4 protein-coding genes are annotated in these 18,912 nt (G+C 71.6%); 2 read left to right on the top strand and 2 right to left on the bottom strand.

All coding sequences use genetic code 11. The annotated features are described in order from the left end of the window. Positions 1-5: 5 nt before the first annotated feature. Positions 6-16,166 carry an SDR family NAD(P)-dependent oxidoreductase gene (locus AC1HFH_RS19755; protein WP_480244272.1) on the bottom strand — a complete coding sequence of 5,387 codons (16,161 nt, stop codon included), beginning with the start codon at positions 16,164-16,166 and terminating at the stop codon, positions 6-8. 405 nt (positions 16,167-16,571) lie between these two features. Between AC1HFH_RS19755 and sph the strand changes: the two genes are divergently transcribed. Next, positions 16,572-17,528, top strand: coding sequence for a sphingomyelin phosphodiesterase (sph, locus tag AC1HFH_RS19760; protein WP_480244273.1), 957 nt, complete (start codon positions 16,572-16,574; stop codon positions 17,526-17,528). Between the two features lie 163 nt (positions 17,529-17,691). Then, entirely contained in the window at positions 17,692-18,465 is a 774-nt protein-coding gene (locus AC1HFH_RS19765) for a sporulation protein (RefSeq protein WP_480244274.1), read from the top strand. A gap of 33 nt (positions 18,466-18,498) precedes the next feature. On the opposite strand, the gene AC1HFH_RS19770 is transcribed toward AC1HFH_RS19765, so the two are convergent. Further along, positions 18,499-18,753: a hypothetical protein gene (locus AC1HFH_RS19770; protein ID WP_480244275.1), complete on the bottom strand. Its 255-nt coding sequence runs from the start codon at positions 18,751-18,753 to the stop codon at positions 18,499-18,501. Positions 18,754-18,912 lie beyond the last annotated feature (159 nt).

An 18,912-nucleotide genomic window follows, 5' to 3' on the forward strand; every position in this document is an offset into this window, starting at 1 on the left:
CCACCTCATTGTTTCCAGGACCGGAACTCGCGCAGCCGGGGCGCGGTCACGGTGATGTCGATATCGCCGTCCGGTTCGGTGCCGCCGAGCGCGGCGAGCAGCCGGCGGGCAGGCACATTGCGTGGCGTCTGCCGGGCCTGCAAGCGGATCTGCGGGCAGCCGGCCTGCTCGGCCCGGTCGGCGAGCCAGGTGAGCAGGCGTTCCTCGACGCCGCGGCCGAGGGCACGGCAGCTCAGGTGCCAGCCGTCGACGTGCAGCACCGCACCGGCCGGGCGGATCGCCAGCACGCCGATCCGGCCGTAGTCGCCGAACCGGTCGCGGGCGGTCGCGGTCCACACTTCGCCGGCGGTGCGCCAGCGGTCCAGTTCGCCGTCGGGAACCTTGCGCAGCGCGAACTGATTGGTACGCCGGATCAGTTGCGCGGCCCGTTCCGCGGTGTCCTCGGTCAGCGGCTCGATGTCCACCTCGAGCTGCAGATCGGCCAGGAACTGCTCGAAATCGGTCCGGGCCTGCAGCGCGTCGCGTTGCTTCTGCTGCTGATAGAACTCGGCGCGGGCGGCGTCCTCGGCGGTGACCGGCAGCGGCGCGATCGGCCACACCCGCTTCAGGAAGGCCGGCAGACCTTCGACCGGCGGGCAGGTCAGGCTCAGGACTTCCGGCAGCGCGGCCCGCACCCCGGCGATCTCGACCGGGTTGTCGTCGATGAACACGAAACTGTCGGTGCCGAGCCGCAGTTCCGCGGCGGCGGCCTCGAGCCGCCGCGACTTCCGCTCCCAGCCGGCCGAGATCACGGCGAAGTGCTCCGGGCTCAGCAGGCTGTCCGGGCGGTCCAGGACCGCGCGGACGGTGGCTTCGTCGTTGTTGCTGACCAGCACCAGCAGGACGCCCGCGGCCCGCCACTGCAGCAGGCGCCGGGCCAGCTCCGCCCGGGCCCCCGACAGGTCGACCCGCTCGGGACCGAGTTCACCTGCGATTCCGCTCCACAGGGTCTCGTCACCGTCCACCGCGATCACCTTCGGTGGTGTCGCGGTGACCTCGCGCACCACATCGGCGAGGACGAGAGCGGCAGCGGCCTGGAATTCGGGGGTGAACGGCAGATGTGCTAGCGCATCGGCATGTTCGTCGAACCGTTCGGCGACAGCGTGGCCGTACCAGTCGTCGCCGGCGAGGATCGCGATACCCGGTACCCCGCGCAATTGCCCGGCCACCTCGGTCTCCCAGCGGTCGAGTCGCGCCGGAGTGTCCCGGGCGGGCAGGAACCCGACCACGATCGGTGTCCGGGTCCGATCGACGAGGGTGCGCAGTGCGGCGACGTACTCGGCGGCGAGCCCGGCCGGATCCGTCACCGGGCCGAACCGTTCCAGATCCGCGGCGCGCAACAACACCACACCGGCAGCCGTTTCCGGCCGGGTGAACACCCCGGCGGGGTCGCGCAGCGCTGCCAGAACCTGGTGGTACGGCGCCTCCGCCACTCCGGTGATCGGACTCTCCCACCAGGCGATCCGGCACAGATCGGGCAGCCGCCCGACCGCGAACGTGGCCGCCAACGCGATCTCGCGGGCAGCGGTGGCCGGGCCTTCACGGACCCCGACCCGCACCGCGGGGTCGTCGGCCGCGGCGGACAGCAGTTCCAGGAACTCCGTACCCAGGTCTGCGCACGCTGTTTCGTCCATGATGTCGAGGTTGTAGTTGAAGCAGATCCGGCCGAGGTCTGCCATCACGGTGATCATCAGGTCGAGATCGGAGTAGCCGGTGCCCGCCGGAAGCATCTCCAGGTGCTCGAACGCCGAGTCCGAACGCAGGAAGTTGAAGTACACCTCCACCATCGGGGCGTTGTCCCGGTAGAGGCCCTCCGCGGCCAGGGCGGCCAGGGTATCGGAGAAGTTGGCCCCCTGGCTCAGCAGGGGCCGCATCCGTGCCGCGGTGCGGTGCAGGACCTCGGCGACGGAATCGTTGCCACCGGCCTGGACGGGGAACGGCACCGGGACACCGAAGTAGCCGACACCGCGCAGTGCGTCGGCGTGGATGCGGGTATCGACCGGGACGGCGAGGGCGAACCGTTCCTGCCCGGTGCGCCGGGCCAGCAGCGCGCTCAGCGTGCCCAGGTGAAAAGCGGCGGGCGTGATGCTCAGTTCCCGGGCCCGCGCGCAGGTCCGGTCGAACAATCCGGCGGGCATGTCCAGCACCAGGGTTCCCGCCCGGTAGCTACGGACCGGCGGCCGGTCGACGGCCGGCACCAAGTCCAGACGGCGGCTGCCCCGGAAGTGCGCACGCCACCGGCCGAGCCCGGCATCGGCGACGGGCGCATCGCCGGTCGCCTGTGCCTGCACGACATGCTGGATGTCGATATCGGTGCGGGCGGCCGCCGGGCCGGAACCGGCGAGCTCGGCATCGATTTCGGCGGCCACGATCAGCATCGATTGGGCATCGGAGACGCCGTGGTGGGCACCGAAGACCAGAACCTGTTCCCCGGCCGGTGATTCGAGCAGTTCGAAACGCCACAGCGGGGTGGTGTCCAGCACGAATTCGGGTTCCAGCAGTTCCCGCAACCGTTGTGCGGCCACCGCATCGGTGACCGCTTCGACCGCGGAGCACCGCAGCAGCGGGAGATCCGGCCCGGACTGCACCACCAATTCGCGGCCGTATTCGCGGCTGGGCCGGATCGCGGTGCGCAATGCCGCATGCCGGTCGGCCAGCCGATCCACCATCGCCGACAGGTCCGCCCGGGTGACCGGGGTGGTCAGCCGGACTGCCAACCCCACGGTGTGTGCCGCACCGGGTACGCCGTTTCCGCTGCGCAGCAGCCGCATCACATCACGGGTCGCCGGGAACGTGGTCGATGCCCCGGCCTCGGCGGCTGCCGGTGCCGGAGCCGGCGTCGCGGTGGCCGCTTCGTCCAGCAGGTACCGGGCCAGTGCCGCGGGCGTCGGATGGTCGAACATGACCGACACCGTGAGCGGCAGTCCAGTCGGTTCCCGCAGCGCGTTGCGCAGCTCCACCGCCATCAGCGAATCGAAACCGAGGCTCTGGAATTCGCGGTCCGGGTCGATCGCGGCGGCATCGGTATGGCCCAGCACCCGGGCGGTGTGGCAGCGGACCAGTTCCACCGTTTCGGCCAGGGCCGCCGTTTCGGAGAGGGCGGCCAGGCGGGCAGCGAAACCGGCGGGTCCGGCCGAAGGATCCGGCCCCGCAGCGGCTCGCCGGGTGCGGGACGGCACCAGTCCGGTGAACAGTGGTGGCAGCTCCGGCCACGAGCGCAGCGCTGCGTGGTCCAGGCGGGCTGCGATCACCGCGGGTACCTCGGTGGCCAGCGCAGCATCGAACATCGCCATTCCGTGTGCCACCGAAATGGGGTGCAGGCCGGACCGTTTCATGCGGGCCCGGTCGGCTCGGTCCAGTTCACCGGCCAGCCCGAGATCCCACATCCCCCAGGCCAGCGAATGCGCGGTGAGCCCGGCGGCGCGGCGACGCACCGCGAGCGCATCGAGGAAGGCGTTGGCCGCTGCGTAGTTCGCCTGGCCGGGCGAGCCGATGGTGCCGGCCAGCGACGAGAACAGCACGAACATGGCCAGGTCGCGATCGGCGGTCAGTTCGTGCAGATGCAGGGCGGCATCCACTTTGGGGCGCAGCACGCCGGCCAGCCGGTCCGGTGTGAGGTTCGCCAGCGTCGCATCGTCGACGATGCCCGCGGCATGTACGACACCGGCCGGGTCCAGGTCGGCGAGCAGCCCGGCCAGCCGGGCCCGGTCGGTGACATCGCAGGCGACGAGCTCGACGTCCGCGCCGAGGGCCTGCAGTTTCGCCGTCAGTTCCGGCCCGCCGGGGCTCGCCGGACCCCGTCGGCTGACCAGCACCAGCCGTTTGACGCCGTGCGCGGTCACCAGGTGCTCGGCGACCACGGACCCGAGGCCACCCGGCGCACCGGTGATCAGCACCGTACCGCCGGCCACCGTGGCCGGCGGATCACCGGCCGGTACGGGGAGCCGGGCGAGCCGGGCGGCGTGGCTGCGGCCATCGCGGATCACGAGCTGTGGTTCGGCCAGGCCGAGCACCGTTGCCGGGTCGACCGGGCCGTCGGTGTCGACCAGCACGTAGCGGCCGGGGTTCTCGGCCTGGGCGGCGCGCACCAGGCCCCAGACTGCCGCGCCGGCGGGATCGGTGACCTCCGCGCCCGGCAGGGCGACGGCACCGCGGGTCACGACGAGCACTGGGGACCCGTCGTCCGGAATCTCCTGCAGCTCGGCGAGTATCCGCCGGGTAGCGGCGTGTACGGCGGCCGCATCCGCGCCGGGCACGGTCTCCACGACATGGGACTGCACCACCGCACCGCCGCGTTCCGGAACCGGGCGCCACTCCAGCCGGTACAGCTCCGCCGCCGCGGCGGCGCGGGTGGCGAGCCGGGCCGCCGACACCGGCCGCAGCAGTAGTGACGCCACGGCGAGAACCGGCAGGCCGGCCGGATCCCAGGCCTGCAGGGTCGCGGTGTCGCCGGTCGAGCTGATCAGCACCCGTAGCTCCGCCGCGCCGGTGGCGGCCGGTTCGACGCCGGTCCAGACGAGCGGTACCACGGTGTGCTGTTCGTCGGCCGCGCCCAGGGCGAGGGCGTGCAGTGCCGCATCCAGCAGGGCCGGGTGCAGGTGGTAACGGCCGGCGTCATCGGCCGCGGTGGCGGGCAGGGCGACCTCGGCGGCGATATCGTCGCCGCACCGCCAGGCAGCGCGCAGACCGCGGAAGGCGGGCCCGTAGTCGTAACCGCGGGCGGCCAGTTGCGGGTACAGGTCGTCGATACCGATCGGTGTCGCCCCGGCGGGCGGCCATGCCGCCGGGGCGGAGATCGGGCGCGGGCGGTGCTCGGTGAGCGTGCCGGTGGCATGCCGCACCCAGTGCTCGGCGCCCGTATCGGCAGGGCTGGAGTGGATGGTGACGGTACGCTGCCCGGATTCGTCCGCGGCGCCGAGCGCGACCTGCAGGCGCAGACCGGATTCGGGAATAGTCATCGGTTCGGCCAGCACCAGTTCCTGCAGGACCGGGCAGCCCGCCTCGTCGCCGGCTCGTACGGCCAGTTCCACCAGGCCGGTGCCGGGCATCAGCACGGTCCCGGCGACCGCATGCTCGGCCAGCCACGGCTGGGTCCGCGGCGACAGCCGGCCGGTGAAGGTCATCGCATCGGAATCGGGGTGCCGCAGCACGGCCGCCAGCAGCGGATGCCCGGTATCGGCCAGCCCCAGGCCGTCCGCGTCCACCGCCGGGACGGCCGCTTCCAGCCAGTACCGGGAACGCTGGAAGGCATAGGCGGGCAGCGGCACCCGGCGCGTGTCGAGATCGGCGAAGTACGCCGGCCAGTCGAGGTCGCCGCCGGTGACGGCCAGTCGTGCCGCGCCGGTGAGGAACGCGGCCCGGTTCGCGGCGTCCCGGCGGACGGTGCCGCCGATGAACACCTCGGCGGCGGGGTCGATCTCGTCTACGGTCTCACCGATCGCGGCGGTCAGCACCGGGTGCGGGCCGACTTCGAGGAACGTCCGGTGCCCGAGCCGGTAGGCGGTCCGGACCGCATCCCGGAATCGCACGGTGTCGCGGACATTGCGCAGCCAGTACGGCCCGTCCAGCTCGGCGGTGTCGCAGAGCTCGCCGGTGGTGGCGGAGACGAACGCGATCGCGGTCGACCGGGCCGGGTACCCGGACAGTGCGGGTGCGAGTTCGTCGGCCACATCGTCGATCCGGGACGAATGCGAGGCGAATTCGATGGCGACCCGGCGGGCCCGTATCCCGTCGGCCCGGCACCGGTCGATCAGGTCCTCGACGGCGGCGACCTCCCCGGACACCACGGTGGATCGTGGCCCGTTGATCGCACCGATCTCCAGGCGGTCGCCGAAATCGGCCAGCCGTTCCCGAACCTGGTCGACCGGCAGCGCGATCGAGGCCATCGCGCCGAGACCGCGCAGCGGCAGCAGTGCCCGGCCGCGGGCGGCGATCAACGCGACGGCATCGCGCAACGACAGCGCGCCCGCGATATGGGCGGCCACGATCTCCCCCTGGGAGTGCCCGAGCACGGCGGCCGGGCGCACCCCGATCGATTCCCACATCCGGGTCAGCGCCACCTGCACCGCGAACAGCACGGGCTGTACGACGTCGAGCCGGTCCGCGGGCGGCGCGCCCGGGGCACCGCGCAGCACTTCCGGCAACGACCAGTCGACGAATTCGGCCAGGGCTTCGGCGCATTCGGCGATCTGCGCAGCGAAGACCGGTGCGGAGTCCAGCAGTTCGACGGCCATTCCGGGCCATTGCGCACCGTGCCCGGAGTACACGAAGACCGGCCCGGCGGCGGGCGGCCGCCCCCGGCCGCGGAGCACGGCGGGGTCGGGACGATCGGCGGCCAGCGCACGCAGCCCGGCCAGCAGGGTGTCGCGATCCTCGCCGATCACGACCGCGCGTTCGGCGAATCGGGACCGCTGGGCCAGCGACCGGCCGATATCGGCCGGGTCCGGGCCGGGGTCGCGCTCCAGCCGATCGAGCAGGCGGGCCGCCTGCGCCCGGAGCGCGACGCCGTCGAGAGCGGACAACACCCACGGCACCGCTACCGCGGGTCGCTGCTCCGGCCGGGCAGCGACCGGATCGGCCGGGGGCTGCTCCAGGATGACGTGCGCATTGGTGCCGCTGATCCCGAAGCCGGATACGCCGGCGCGCCGCGGCCGGTCCGATTCCGGCCAGGGGCGGGCCTCGGTGAGCAGGGCGACCTCGCCTTCGCCCCAGTCCACATGCCGGCTCGGGGCGTCGACGTGCAGGGTCGCGGGCAGCGTGGCATGCCGCATGGCGGCGACCACCTTGAGCACACCGGCCAGGCCGGCGGCGGCCTGGGTGTGGCCGATATTCGATTTCACCGATCCCAGCCACAGCGGCCGTTCGGTACTGCGGTGCGCGCCGTAGGTGGCGAGCAGTGCCTGCGCCTCGATCGGGTCGCCCAGTGCGGTGCCGGTGCCGTGTGCCTCCACCAGGTCCACGTCGGCGGGGGTCAAGCCGGCGTCGGCCAGCGCCCGGCCGATCACCCGCTGCTGGGCGGGGCCGTTGGGGGCGGCCAGGCCGTTGCTCGCACCGTCCTGGTTGATCGCCGATCCGGCGAGGACCGCGAGCACCTGGTGACCGTGCTCCCGGGCCCGCGACAGCCGCTCCAGCACGACGACCGCGGCACCCTCACCGAATCCGGTTCCGTCGGCGGCGTCGGCGAAGGCCTTGCATCGCCCGTCCGGCGCCAAGCCGCGCTGGCGGGCGAAACCGATCAGGGCGCCAGGCGACGACATCACGGTGACCCCGCCGGCCAGCGCCATCGAGCACTCCTCGTTGCGCAGCGCCTGTGCTGCCAGGTGCAGTGCCACCAGCGACGAGGAACAGGCGGTGTCCACGGTGACGGCCGGACCTTCCAGCCCCAGGGTGTAGGCGACCCGGCCGGAGGCGACGCTGACGGTGCTGCTCTCCCCCAGATACGCTTCGACACCGTCGGCCACCGGCCCGTGCAGCCGGGCGGTGTAGTCGGCGTAGGTGACGCCGGTGTAGACACCGGTATCGCTGCCCTTCAGCAGTTTCGGGTCCAGGCCCGCGTGTTCGAGGGCTTCCCAGGACACCTCCAGCATCAGCCGTTGCTGCGGGTCCATGGCGAGCGCTTCCCGGGGACTGATCCGGAAGAAGGCGGCATCGAAATCCGCCACATCGTCGAGGAATCCACCCACCCGGGTGTAGGTGGTGCCTTGGACCGACGGATCCGGGTGGTACAGCCGATCCAGATCCCAGCCGCGGTCGGTGGGCAGGCCGGACAGCACATCCCGCCGCTGCGCTACCACCTCCCACAGGTCGTCCAGGGAGGCGATCCCGCCGGCGTACCGGCAACCGGCACCGACGATGACGATCGGGTCGTCGGCATCGGCTGCTCGGGCCGGGCGGGCCGGAGTAGGTGCGGACTCAGGTGTGGTGGCATCGGTGCCGGGAGCGACGCGGCTCCGCAGCCATGCCGCCAGCGTCTGGGGCGTCGGATAGTCGAACACCGCGGTGGCGGGCAGGGCGGTGCCGAGCGCACGCTGCAGCCGGTTGCGCAGTTCCATCGCGCCGAGTGAGTCGAAACCCATTTCCTTGAAGGAACGGTCGGCACCGATGGCGCTTTCCGAGGGATGCCCCAAGGTGACGGCCGCATGCTCGCGGACGATTCCCAGCAGCAGCCGCTCCTGTTCCGCCGGGGTCTGCCCGGTCAGCAGTCCGCTCGCCCCGGCCGCGGCGGCGGCGCTCGGTGCGGGGGCGGCGGCCCGGCGGCGCCGCGCCACCAGCGAACGCAGCACGGCGGGCAGCGCTTCGGGGCGGACGGCGCCCGAGTCGGCCAGCCGGGCCGGGACACTCAGCGTCTGTCCGCTGTTCAGGGCTTCGTCGAACAGTGCGAGACCGGCCGCCGGTGGCAGCGGCGCGACGCCGCCGCGGGCGAGCCGGGCCCGGTCCCGGGCATTCAGCGCGGCGGTCATCCCGTCCTCGGTGTCCCACAGTCCCCAGGCCAGCGAGGTGGCGGGCAGGCCGTGGTGGCGGCGGTGCTGGGCGAGGGCGTCGAGGAAGGTGTTGGCGGCGGCGTAGTTCGCCTGGCCCGCACCGCCGACGATGCCGGCGAGCGAGGAGAACAGCACGAAGGCCGCCGGATTCAGGTCGGCGGTCAGCTCGTGCAGATGCCAGGCGGCATCGACCTTGGGCCGCAGCACGGCCGCCAGGTGCTCCGGGGTCAGGGCGTCGAACACGGTGTCGTCGAGGACCCCGGCCGCATGGATCACGGCGGTCAGCGGGTGCTCCGGCGCGATCTCGGCGAGCACGGCGGCAACGGCGTCCCGATCGGCCAGGTCGGCGGCGACGACCCGCACCCGGGCCCCGGCGCGTTCCAGCTCGGCCACCAGTTCGGGTGCGCCCGGGGCATCGGGTCCCCGCCGGCCGGCCAGGAGGAGGTGCCGGATTCCGTACCGGGTCACCAGATGCCGGGCCAGCAGCGCACCCAGGGCACCGGTCCCGCCGGTGATCAGTACGGTCCCGGCGGTGTCCAGGGGTGCCGGAACCGTCAGCACGTTCTTGCCGACGTGCCGGGCGGCGCCGAGGTATCGCAATGCTTCCGGGGTCCGGCGGACGTCCCAGGCGGTGACCGGCAGCGGGGTCAGCGCACCGTTCTCGAACAGGCCCGTCAGTCCGGTCAGCATGCGGGCGATCCGGTCCGGGTCCAGATCCGGCAGCGAGAACGCGTGATAGCGGACCCCCGGAAACCGGGTGGCCACCGTATCCGGGTCGCGCACATCGGTTTTACCCATTTCCAGATAACGGCCGCCCGCGGTGGTGAGCCGCAGCGACGCGTCGACGAATGCACCGGCCTGCGATCCGAGCACCACGTCCATGCCGCGACCGCCGTTCGCCGCCCGCAGTTCGGATTCGAAATCGACGGTGCGGGAGTCGGCGATCCGGCCGAGGTCGAACCCGTTCGCGCGCAGCACCGGCCACTTGGCGCGGCTCGCGGTGGCATACACCTCGGCGCCCAGCTGCCGGGCCAGTTGCACCGCCGCCATCCCGACTCCGCCGGTGGCCGCATGTACCAGTACCGATTCGCCTTCGCGCAGCTGCGCCGCTTCGACCAGCGCATAGTAGGCGGTGAGGAAGGCGGCGGGAACTCCGGCCGCGACCCGGAAACTCCACTCCCGGGGGATCGGCGCGAGGAAACGGTGATCGACCACGACCTCGGGGGCGGTGGCCGGTAGCAGACCGAAGACGCGGTCGCCGGGCGCGAATCCGGCCACATCGTCGGCCACCTCGACGATCACCCCGGCCCCTTCCCCGCCGAAGGAGTCGACCGCACCGGGGACCAGGCCCAGGGCCATCGCCACATCGCGGAAGTTCAGTCCGACGGCCCGCACCGCGACCCGCACCGTTCCTGCGGTGAGCGGGGCCGATTCGCCCGCCACGACCGCGACGGTGCCGTCGCCCAGATCGCCCGAGCCGGTGACCCGCAGCTGCCAGTCATCCGTGAGCGTGCGCTCGGGTCCGGCGATGCTGCCGCGGACGCCCCGGACCAGCCGGGGTACGAACAGTTCGCCGCGCCGCACCGCGAGCTGCGGTTCCCCGGCCGCTACGGCGCAGGCGGCGGCTCGGGGCAGTTCGGCGCGGTCGTCGACGTCGATCAGCACGATCCGGTCGGGATGTTCGGACTGGGCCGCCCGGAGCAGTCCCCAGACCGGGGCGTGCCGCAGGTCCGGCACCCGGTCGCCGCCGTGCACTGCGACCGCGCCGCAGGTCGCGACGATCAGCGGCCGATCGTCCGGACGGGCCAGCGCCTCCTGGACGCGGGCCAGGCCGGCCGCCGTCGCCGCATGGACGGCCGCCGGATCGAGATCGCCGGTGCCGGTGCCGGTGCCGGACAGGTCGATGATCGCCGGTTCCGTCGGTTGCCGGTCCGGCTGCTCGTCCGACAACGCCAGCGGCGTCCAGTCCAGGGTGTACAGGGATCCGGCCGAGGCCGTCGCCACCGGCGCCGGGTCGGTGAGTGCGCGCAGCGTCAGCGATTCGACCGTGGCGACCGGCGCACCGGCAGCATCGGTGAGCCGGATCCGGAGCCGGTCCGGCGCGATCGGCGTCAACCGGACCCGCAGCGCGGTGGCACCGGTGGCGGACAGCGAGACCCCTGCCCAGGCGAACGGTACGGGTACGGCGTTCTCGGTCCGGACCACGCCGGTGAACCGGGCAGCGTGCAGGGCCGCGTCCCACAGCGCCGGATGCAGCCCGTAGTGGGCGGCATCCGATGCCGCCGTCTCCGGGAGCGCGACTTCGGCGAGGACGTCCGCTGCGCCCGCCGGTGCGTCCGGCGCCGAGGGTTCCGTGGCCCGCCACACCGCGCGCAGACCCCGGAAACTCGGACCGTATTCGTAGCCGCGGTCGGCCGACTCGGGGTAGAAGTCGGCCATCTCGACGGGAACCGCGCCGGCGACCGGCCATTCGGCCGGGCCGGACCGCACGGTATCGCCGACGGTGTCGTCGTCGGGGCTCAGCGTCCCCTCGGCATGCAGCGTCCATTCCGCGTCGGCACCGCCGGGCCGGGAGTGGACCGAGACCGGACGGTGTCCGGCCGGATCTGTGCCGCCCACGACGACCTGGAGATCCCGGCCGCCGACGACGGGCAGCGGAGCATGCAGTACGAGTTCCCGGATCTGCGGGCAGGCGACCGCATCACCGGCCCGGATGGCCAGCTCGACCAGCGCGGTGCCGGGCAGCAGGGCCGTTCCTGCGACGACATGCTCGGTCAGCCACTGCTGCGCATTCGGCGAGATCCGCCCGGTGAGCACCGCGCCGCCCGTGTTCGGCTGCAGCAGGAGTGAATTCACCAGCGGGTGACCGGTACGGTCCCAGCCCGAACCGGCTGCTGCGGCCGGTTCGGTCCAGTACGACTGCTCGTCCCAGGCGTAGGTCGGCAACGGCGTCCAGCCGCGACCGGGGGTCAGCACGGCCCAGTCCACGGGCAGTCCGGTGGCGTAGAGGGTTGCCAGCGCGCGGTCCAGGCACCGGGCACCGTCCTCGGCACGGCGCAGCGAGCCGACCGCCACGACCGGGTGGCCGGCGTCGGCGGCTACCGTTTCGACGGCAGTCAGCAGCGACGGGTGCGGACTCATCTCGACGAGGTAGCCGATCCCGTCGGCGATCATGGCCGCGACCGTTTCGGCGAACCGCACCGGTTCCCGCAGATTGCGGTACCAGTATCCGGGCCCGGCCGGCGCATCGGCACGCTGTCCGGTCACCGTGGAGTACCAGTCGAGTCGTCCTGCCGTGGTTTCGATTCCGGCCAGCTCGCGCTGCAGGAGGTCCCGGATCGGCTCGACATGTGCGGTGTGCGAGGCGTAGTCCACCGGGAGTTCCCGGGTGAACATGCCCGCCTCCGACAGCTGCGCGAGCAGCTCCCGCAAGGCGGTGCGATCACCGGCGAGAACGGTCGACCGACTGCTGTTCGTCGCCGCCACCGACACCCGGTCGTCGAGGTAGGGGGCCAGGTCCGCCGGGGCGGCCGCAGCGACCGCCATACCGCCGTCCGGCAGGGCGGACAGGGCGCGGCTGCGCAGCACCACCACGGTCACCGCATCGCGCAGCGACATCGCACCGGCCACGTAGGCGGCCGCGATCTCGCCCTGGCTGTGCCCGACCACGGCGGCGGGCTGCACACCGGCGGCCTGCCAGGACGCGGCCAGCGAGACCATCACCGCGAACAGCGTCGGCTGTACGACATCGTCGCGGGCGAGGTCCGGTGCACCGTCGGCGCCGATCAGCACGGCACGGGGCGACCAGCCGGTCAGTGCCCGCACCACCGGGTCGCACCGATCGAATTCCGCCCGGAATGCCGGGTCGGCGGCAAGCAGGTCCCGCGCCATCCCGGCCCACTGGGCGCCCTGGCCGGGGAAGACGAACGCCACCCGCCCGCCCGGCCGCGCCACGTCATCGGCCAGCGCGACATCGTCGGACACCACACCGTCGGCGAGCGCCTGCAACCCGTGCAGCAATTGCGTCCGGTCCCGCGCTGCGATTCCGGCCCGCCGGTCGAAATGCGACCGATGCCGGGCAAGTGTCCGGGCCACCACCTGAATATCGAGATCCGGGGCGGCGGACAACGCCGCATGCAACCGCGCGGCCTGCCGCCGCAACGCTGCCGCGCTCCGGGCGGAGACCGGGACCAGCCGGACCGGGGGCGAGTCGGCCGCTACGACATCCGATTCGGCGGGCGCTCCCCCGTCCCGCCCGGCCGACGGGGGCAGCGGCGCCTCCTCCAGGATCAGATGGGCATTGGTGCCGCTGATCCCGAACGAGCTGACTCCGGCGCGCCGCGGCCTGCCGGAGCGCGGCCACGGCTGCGCTGCACCGGGAACGGTCAGACCGCTGCCGGCCCAATCCACCCGCGAATTCGGTTCTTCGGCATGCAGCGACGGCGGCAGGACCTCGTGCTGCAACGCCAGTACCGTCTTGACGACACCGCCGATTCCGGCAGCGGCCTGCATATGCCCGAGGTTCGATTTGAGCGACCCCACCCTCATCGGCCGGTCGGCGGGCCGGCCGGGACCGAACACTCGGGCCAGTGCCTGGGCCTCGATCGGATCGCCCAGTTCGGTGCCGGTGCCGTGTGCCTCCACATAGTCGATATCGGCGGGCTCCAGGGCGGCGGCGGTCAGCGCGGCCCGGATCGCGCTCTCCTGCGCGGTACCGCTCGGCGCGGTCAGTCCCTGGCTGCGGCCGTCGGAGTTCAGTGCCGAACCGCGGATGACGGCGAGGATCCGGTCACCGTCGCGTTCTGCATCGGTGAGCCGCTTCACCAGCACCAGCCCGCAGCCCTCGGCCCACACCATGCCGTCGGCGGCGGCCGAGAACGGGCGGCACACCCCGGTTCGCGACAGCGCACCGAGCCGGCTGAACTCGACGTGCGCATTCGGCGTGACCATCAGCGTCGCACCGCCGGCCAGCGCCGCATCACATTCGCCGTTGCGCAGCCCCTGCACGGCCAGATGCAGCGACACCAGCGACGATGAACAGGCGGTATCCACCGTAACCGCCGGGCCGTGCAGGCCGAGGGCGTAGGCGATCCGGCCGGAGGCGACGCTGCCCGCGGACCCCACCGCCACGTGCCCGTTCAACTGGGTGAGGTCGGCCGCGGCGAGGTAGCCGCTGCCGTAGAGACCCAGATACACCCCGACCGAGGTGCCGGTCAGGGTGTCCGGGTCGATTCCGGCCCGTTCGAGGGCTTCCCAGGCGGTCTGCAGCAGCAGCCGCTGCTGCGGATCCATCGCCGCCGCCTCCCGCGGACCGATCCCGAAGAAGGCGGCATCGAAACGATCTATGCCGTCGACGAAGCCACCTCGCAGGGAGTACGCCTTCCCGGCGGCCTCCGGATCCTCGTGCCACAGCCGATCCACCTCCCACCGGCCCTCCGGTGGGTCGCCGAGCACGTCGGCGCCGGTGGCCAGCAATTCCCACAGGGTGTCCGGATCGTTTGCGCCGCCGGGGAACCGGCAGGCCATCGAAACGATGGCGACGGGCTCGCTCGCCGCCGGACCGGCCCCGCGAACCGATCCGGGCACCGTGTCGGACGATGTGGCGGCGGAGGTGGTCTGTTCGGCGGCCACGGCTTCGGCCAGCTGTGCGATGGTCGGGTGATCGAACGGCAGGCTCGCCTCCAGTCGCCGGCCGGTCGCCGTGCCGAGTTCGGTCACGAGTTCGACCAGCCCACGCGATCCCAACCCGAATTCGGCCAGCGGGCGGCCGGAGTCGATGCGGGAGCGGTCCAGTCCGGTGCGATCCGCGACCATCTCGACCAGCCGGTATCGGACCTGTTCCGCAGTGACGGTTTCGGGTGGGGCGACAGCCGGATCGGCCGGCGCGCCCGGGGCCACTGCCGGCCCGGTGGGTATCGCAACGGGAAGTTCCCCGGCCAGATAGGCGGCTCGACATGCCTGGCGCTGAATCTTGCCGCTGCTGGTTTTCGGGATCGTCCGGGGCCGGATCAGAACCACCTCACGCACCGGCAGAGTGTGTTCGCTGCTGACCGAGGCCCGGATCGCGGCCTCGATCGTGTCGGATTCGGCGATATCCTCGACCTCGGCGACCTTGACCTCGGCAACTACGACCGCCCGCTCACCGTATTCGTCGTCGTCCACCCCGAATACCGCGACACAGCCGGCGCGGACCGCCGGATGAGCGGCTTCCACGGTGATCTCGACATCCTGCGGATAGTGATTGACGCCGTCGATGACCAGCAGGTCCTTGCGGCGTCCGGTGACGAACAATTCTCCGGCGAGCACCAGCCCCAGGTCACCGGTCCGCAGGAAACCGGAGCGGCCGTCGGCCAGCCGGGCGTCGAACGTCTCCGCCGAATGTTTCGCGTCACCCAGGTACCCGCCGGCGACGCTCGCACCGGCCACCCAGATCTCGCCCTCGGTACCCGCAGCGCACTCCGCACCCGTCTCGGGGTCCGCGATCACCACCGAGATCCCGGTGGGTGCGGTGCCGACCGACACCAGCGGCGCGCGGGTTCGCGCCGGCGTGGTGACCGGCCGATCGATCACTCGCGGTGCCGTGTCCAGCGGCGCCCCGGTCACCAGCAGGGTGGCTTCGGCGAGCCCGTAGACCGGTTGCCAGGACTCGGCGCGGAAGCCGCTGCCCCGGAAAGTTTCCGCGAAACTGTGGATGGTCGAGGCACGAACCGGTTCGGCGCCGTTGAAGGCCACCCGCCAGCGCGACAGGTCCAGTCGCTCCAGCAGTTCCGGTGTCGCGCGGCGCAGTGCCAGCTCGTAGCCGAAGTTCGGGGCGCCACTGGTGTGCGCACCGAATTCCGATACCGCTTCCAGCCAGCGTTCGGGCCGCTGCAGGAAGTGTGCCGGGGCGAGCAGCAGGGCGCTGCCACCCGCATACGCCGTCTGCAGTACCGGGCCGATCAGCCCCATATCGTGATACATCGGCAGCCAGCTGACGAACATTCGCCGGTTCCATGCGGCGACCTGCTCCGGGGAATGTCCCATCGCCTCGGCGATCGCCCGCTGGTTGTCGAGGAGGTTCCCGTGCGTCACGATCACACCCCGGGGTGCGCTCGTCGACCCGGAGGTGTACTGCAGGAACGCCACCGAATCGGCGTCGGCGCGTGGATCGGTCCAGGACGCGGCCAGATCCGTCGGAATGTCCTCGACCGACAGCCTGCGCACCGCGGTCAGCTGCCCGAACCGATCACCCGCGGCGTGCACCGCCTCGGCGATCGAACGGGGCGCGAGCACCAGGTCGACCTCGGCATCCGCGACCACCTGCTGCAGGCGGCGCAGTCCGCGGTCGAATTCGTGGAACTGCGGGACCGGCATCGGCACCGCCACCACGCCGGCGACCAGGCATCCGTAGAAGCCGGTGACGAACTCCGGCCCCGGCGGATACAGCAGCAACGCGCGTTTGCCCGCATACCCGTTGCCCTGCAGCCAGGCGCCCAGCGCCCGGCTGCGTTCGCCCAGCCGGGCATAGGTCAGATCCTCGACCGGCCCGTCGATATCGCCCGTAGTCAGGAACCGATACGCGAGCTCGTCGGCCAGTTCGTGTTCGCGGGCGATGACCAGGTCGGCAAACGAACGGTGTGTTCCACCGAAGGCGTTGTAGAGAACCACTTGTCCACTGTGACGATGCCGCACCCGGTATGCAGCATGAAGTGACGGGTCACACTTGCGCGCGCCACCCACCCGCCCGGACCGGGCCCGCTCACCGGGTACGAATCCTTCCGGCGACGTTGTCGCGGAATCCAAGATCCGCTCCTCACCTTGGTGTTTCGATGCAGAGCAACTGTCGTCCGGCCGAATTCGAACCGCCCTTCTTGTCTCCCGGACCGAATTTCGGCGATTCGGCCCCATGGGGCGCTCGACCCCACCGACCGGACCGCCGTTCCCGCCCCAGGCGAACTCCCGGCCGATTCCCGGCGACGTGCCGACGACACACCAGGGCACGAGGGTTGCGGTTGGATGAACATCGGGCCGAGAACCACTCCAGAAACTGGACGTTCGACCAGCATGTCCGGCATGCGCAACCGCCTACTTCTGGCCCTCCTCTGCATCGGCACGGTCCTGCTGCCCGCGGCACCCGCCGGCGCGGAACCTGCCGACCGGACCCGGATCGCCTCCTACAACGTCTTCATGCTGTCGGACAACCTGTACCCGAACTGGGGACAGCTGGAACGCGCGGATCTGATCGCCGAACAGAACGTCCTCGCCGACCAGGATGTCGTGGTCCTGCAGGAGATCTTCGACAACGCCGCGTCCGACCGGCTGCTGGACAATCTGGCCGGCAGCTACCCGCACCGGACCCCGGTCCTCGGCCGCTCCCGCACCGGCTGGGACGACACCCAGGGCTCGTACTCGGCGACCACCCCCGAGGACGGCGGGGTCGCCGTCGTGAGCCGCTGGCCGATCAGCCGCCGGGTCCAGTACGTCTACGCCGACGCCTGTGGCGCCGACTGGTACTCCAACAAGGGCTTCGTCTACGTCGAACTCGCCGCCCCGCGAGGTCCGGTCCATGTGATCGGCACCCATATGCAATCCGAGGACGACGGCTGCAGCGCCGGTGAACCCGGCCGCATGCGCGCCGCCCAGCGGGCCGAGATCCGGTCCTTCCTCGACGCCCAGCAGATCCCCGCCGACGAACCCGTTTACGTCGCAGGCGATATGAACGTGATCGAGGCGAGCAGCGAATACCCCGCCATGATCGCCGAACTCGGCGCCGTCACCCCCACCCACACCGGCCACCCGCATTCCTGGGACTGCGCCGACAACACCGTCTGCACCGACCAGTACAGCGCCGACTACCCGTCCGAACACCTCGACTACGTACTCCCCATCGCCGGCCACGCCGTCCCCGGCAACTACGTCAACGAGACCCGCCGGGTGAAGAGCCCCGAATGGAGCGTCACCTCCTGGTGGCAGACCTACACCTACACCGACTACAGCGACCACTACCCGGTGTTCGGCTACGCGGGGTGAGGAGCAGCAGCGGTTCCCCCCGGCTTCCGTCCACGCGTGGCCGGTGCGCACAGTAGGAGTACCCGGCCGCGGTGACAGTGCGATTCGTTGCGCCGCAATGACCTTCCTCACGGAGGTGCCGTGCGCAACTCGAGTTGCGGGTCGCACTGGCAGACTTCGCCCTATGTTCAAGAGGATGCTGGCGGCCGTCGGAATCGGGGGCGCGGAAGTCGAAACCGAGCTGCACACTCCGGGTGTGCAGCCCGGCGGGGTGGTGCACGGGGTCGTCCGGCTGCGGGGTGGCGACGTCGAGCAGGAGATCTCGCGGGTGGCAGTGGAATTCGCGACACGGGTGGAAATGGAGCACGACGACTTCGAATCCCACCACCAGCGGGGGTTCGGCCCGGCCGACGTCCACGGGCCGATCACCCTGCCCCCGGGTGGCCGGTTCGAGTTCCCGTTCACCTACCGGGCGCCGATGCAGACGCCGATCACTTTCTACAACGGCCGGCACCTGCCGGGGCCGGCCGTGGCCGTGCGGACGGTACTCGACATCGATGGCGCCGCCGACGCCACCGACAGCGATCCCATCGGCATCGGCGCGTTGCCCGCGCAACACATCATCCTGGAGGCGATCGAACGGCTCGGATTCCCACTGCTGCATGCCGACGTCGAATGGGGGAACCTGCCCAACACTCGCCAGAACATACCGTTCTACCAGGAGATCGAGTTCGGGCGGTCGCCCCGCTATCCACGCCTGAACCAGCTGGAGGTGACCTTCCTCGCCGACGAACACGGCATGGACGTGGTCCTGGAAGGCGACAAATCGGCCGGCCTGATCAGCTCCGGACGGGACCTCACCACGATTCTGCGGATCGATTTCCACACCCTCGACCACGTCGACTGGGTGGCCGAACTCGATCGGCGGATCAGCCCGATGACCTCCGGCTTCCTCTGACCACCGGGCACCGCACCCCGGCCGGGTCGTCCGCTACGACCCGGCCGCCTGCTTCGCCCGAATCTCCGCGCGCCGGGCGGCCACCCGGGCCGCATATCGTTCGCGACTCGCGGCGGTACGCCGGCTGCCGCCGGGGGCCCGGTCCCGGATCTCCTCCTCCTCGAACCGAGGACCGGCGATCCGGTCCCACAGCCATGCCGCCACGACGACCAGTACGAAAACCGCTCCGAGCACCAGCAGCACCTCCGGTTCGAGGACGAGCTGCGCCGCGGGTTTCAGGATGCCCATGTGCACCCCCGGAACGGCTCACAGCCGTCGTGCCCACCGATACCCGAGTACGCCGCACCGGCGGAACTCACCCGTGAATACATCAATTCCTCTGTTGCCGAACGAAAGTGCCGCCGGGAGAGCGACCGCGTAGCTTAGCACCGTCCGACGGGACGCAGG

Source organism: Nocardia sp. KT25-26, assembly GCF_056627695.1.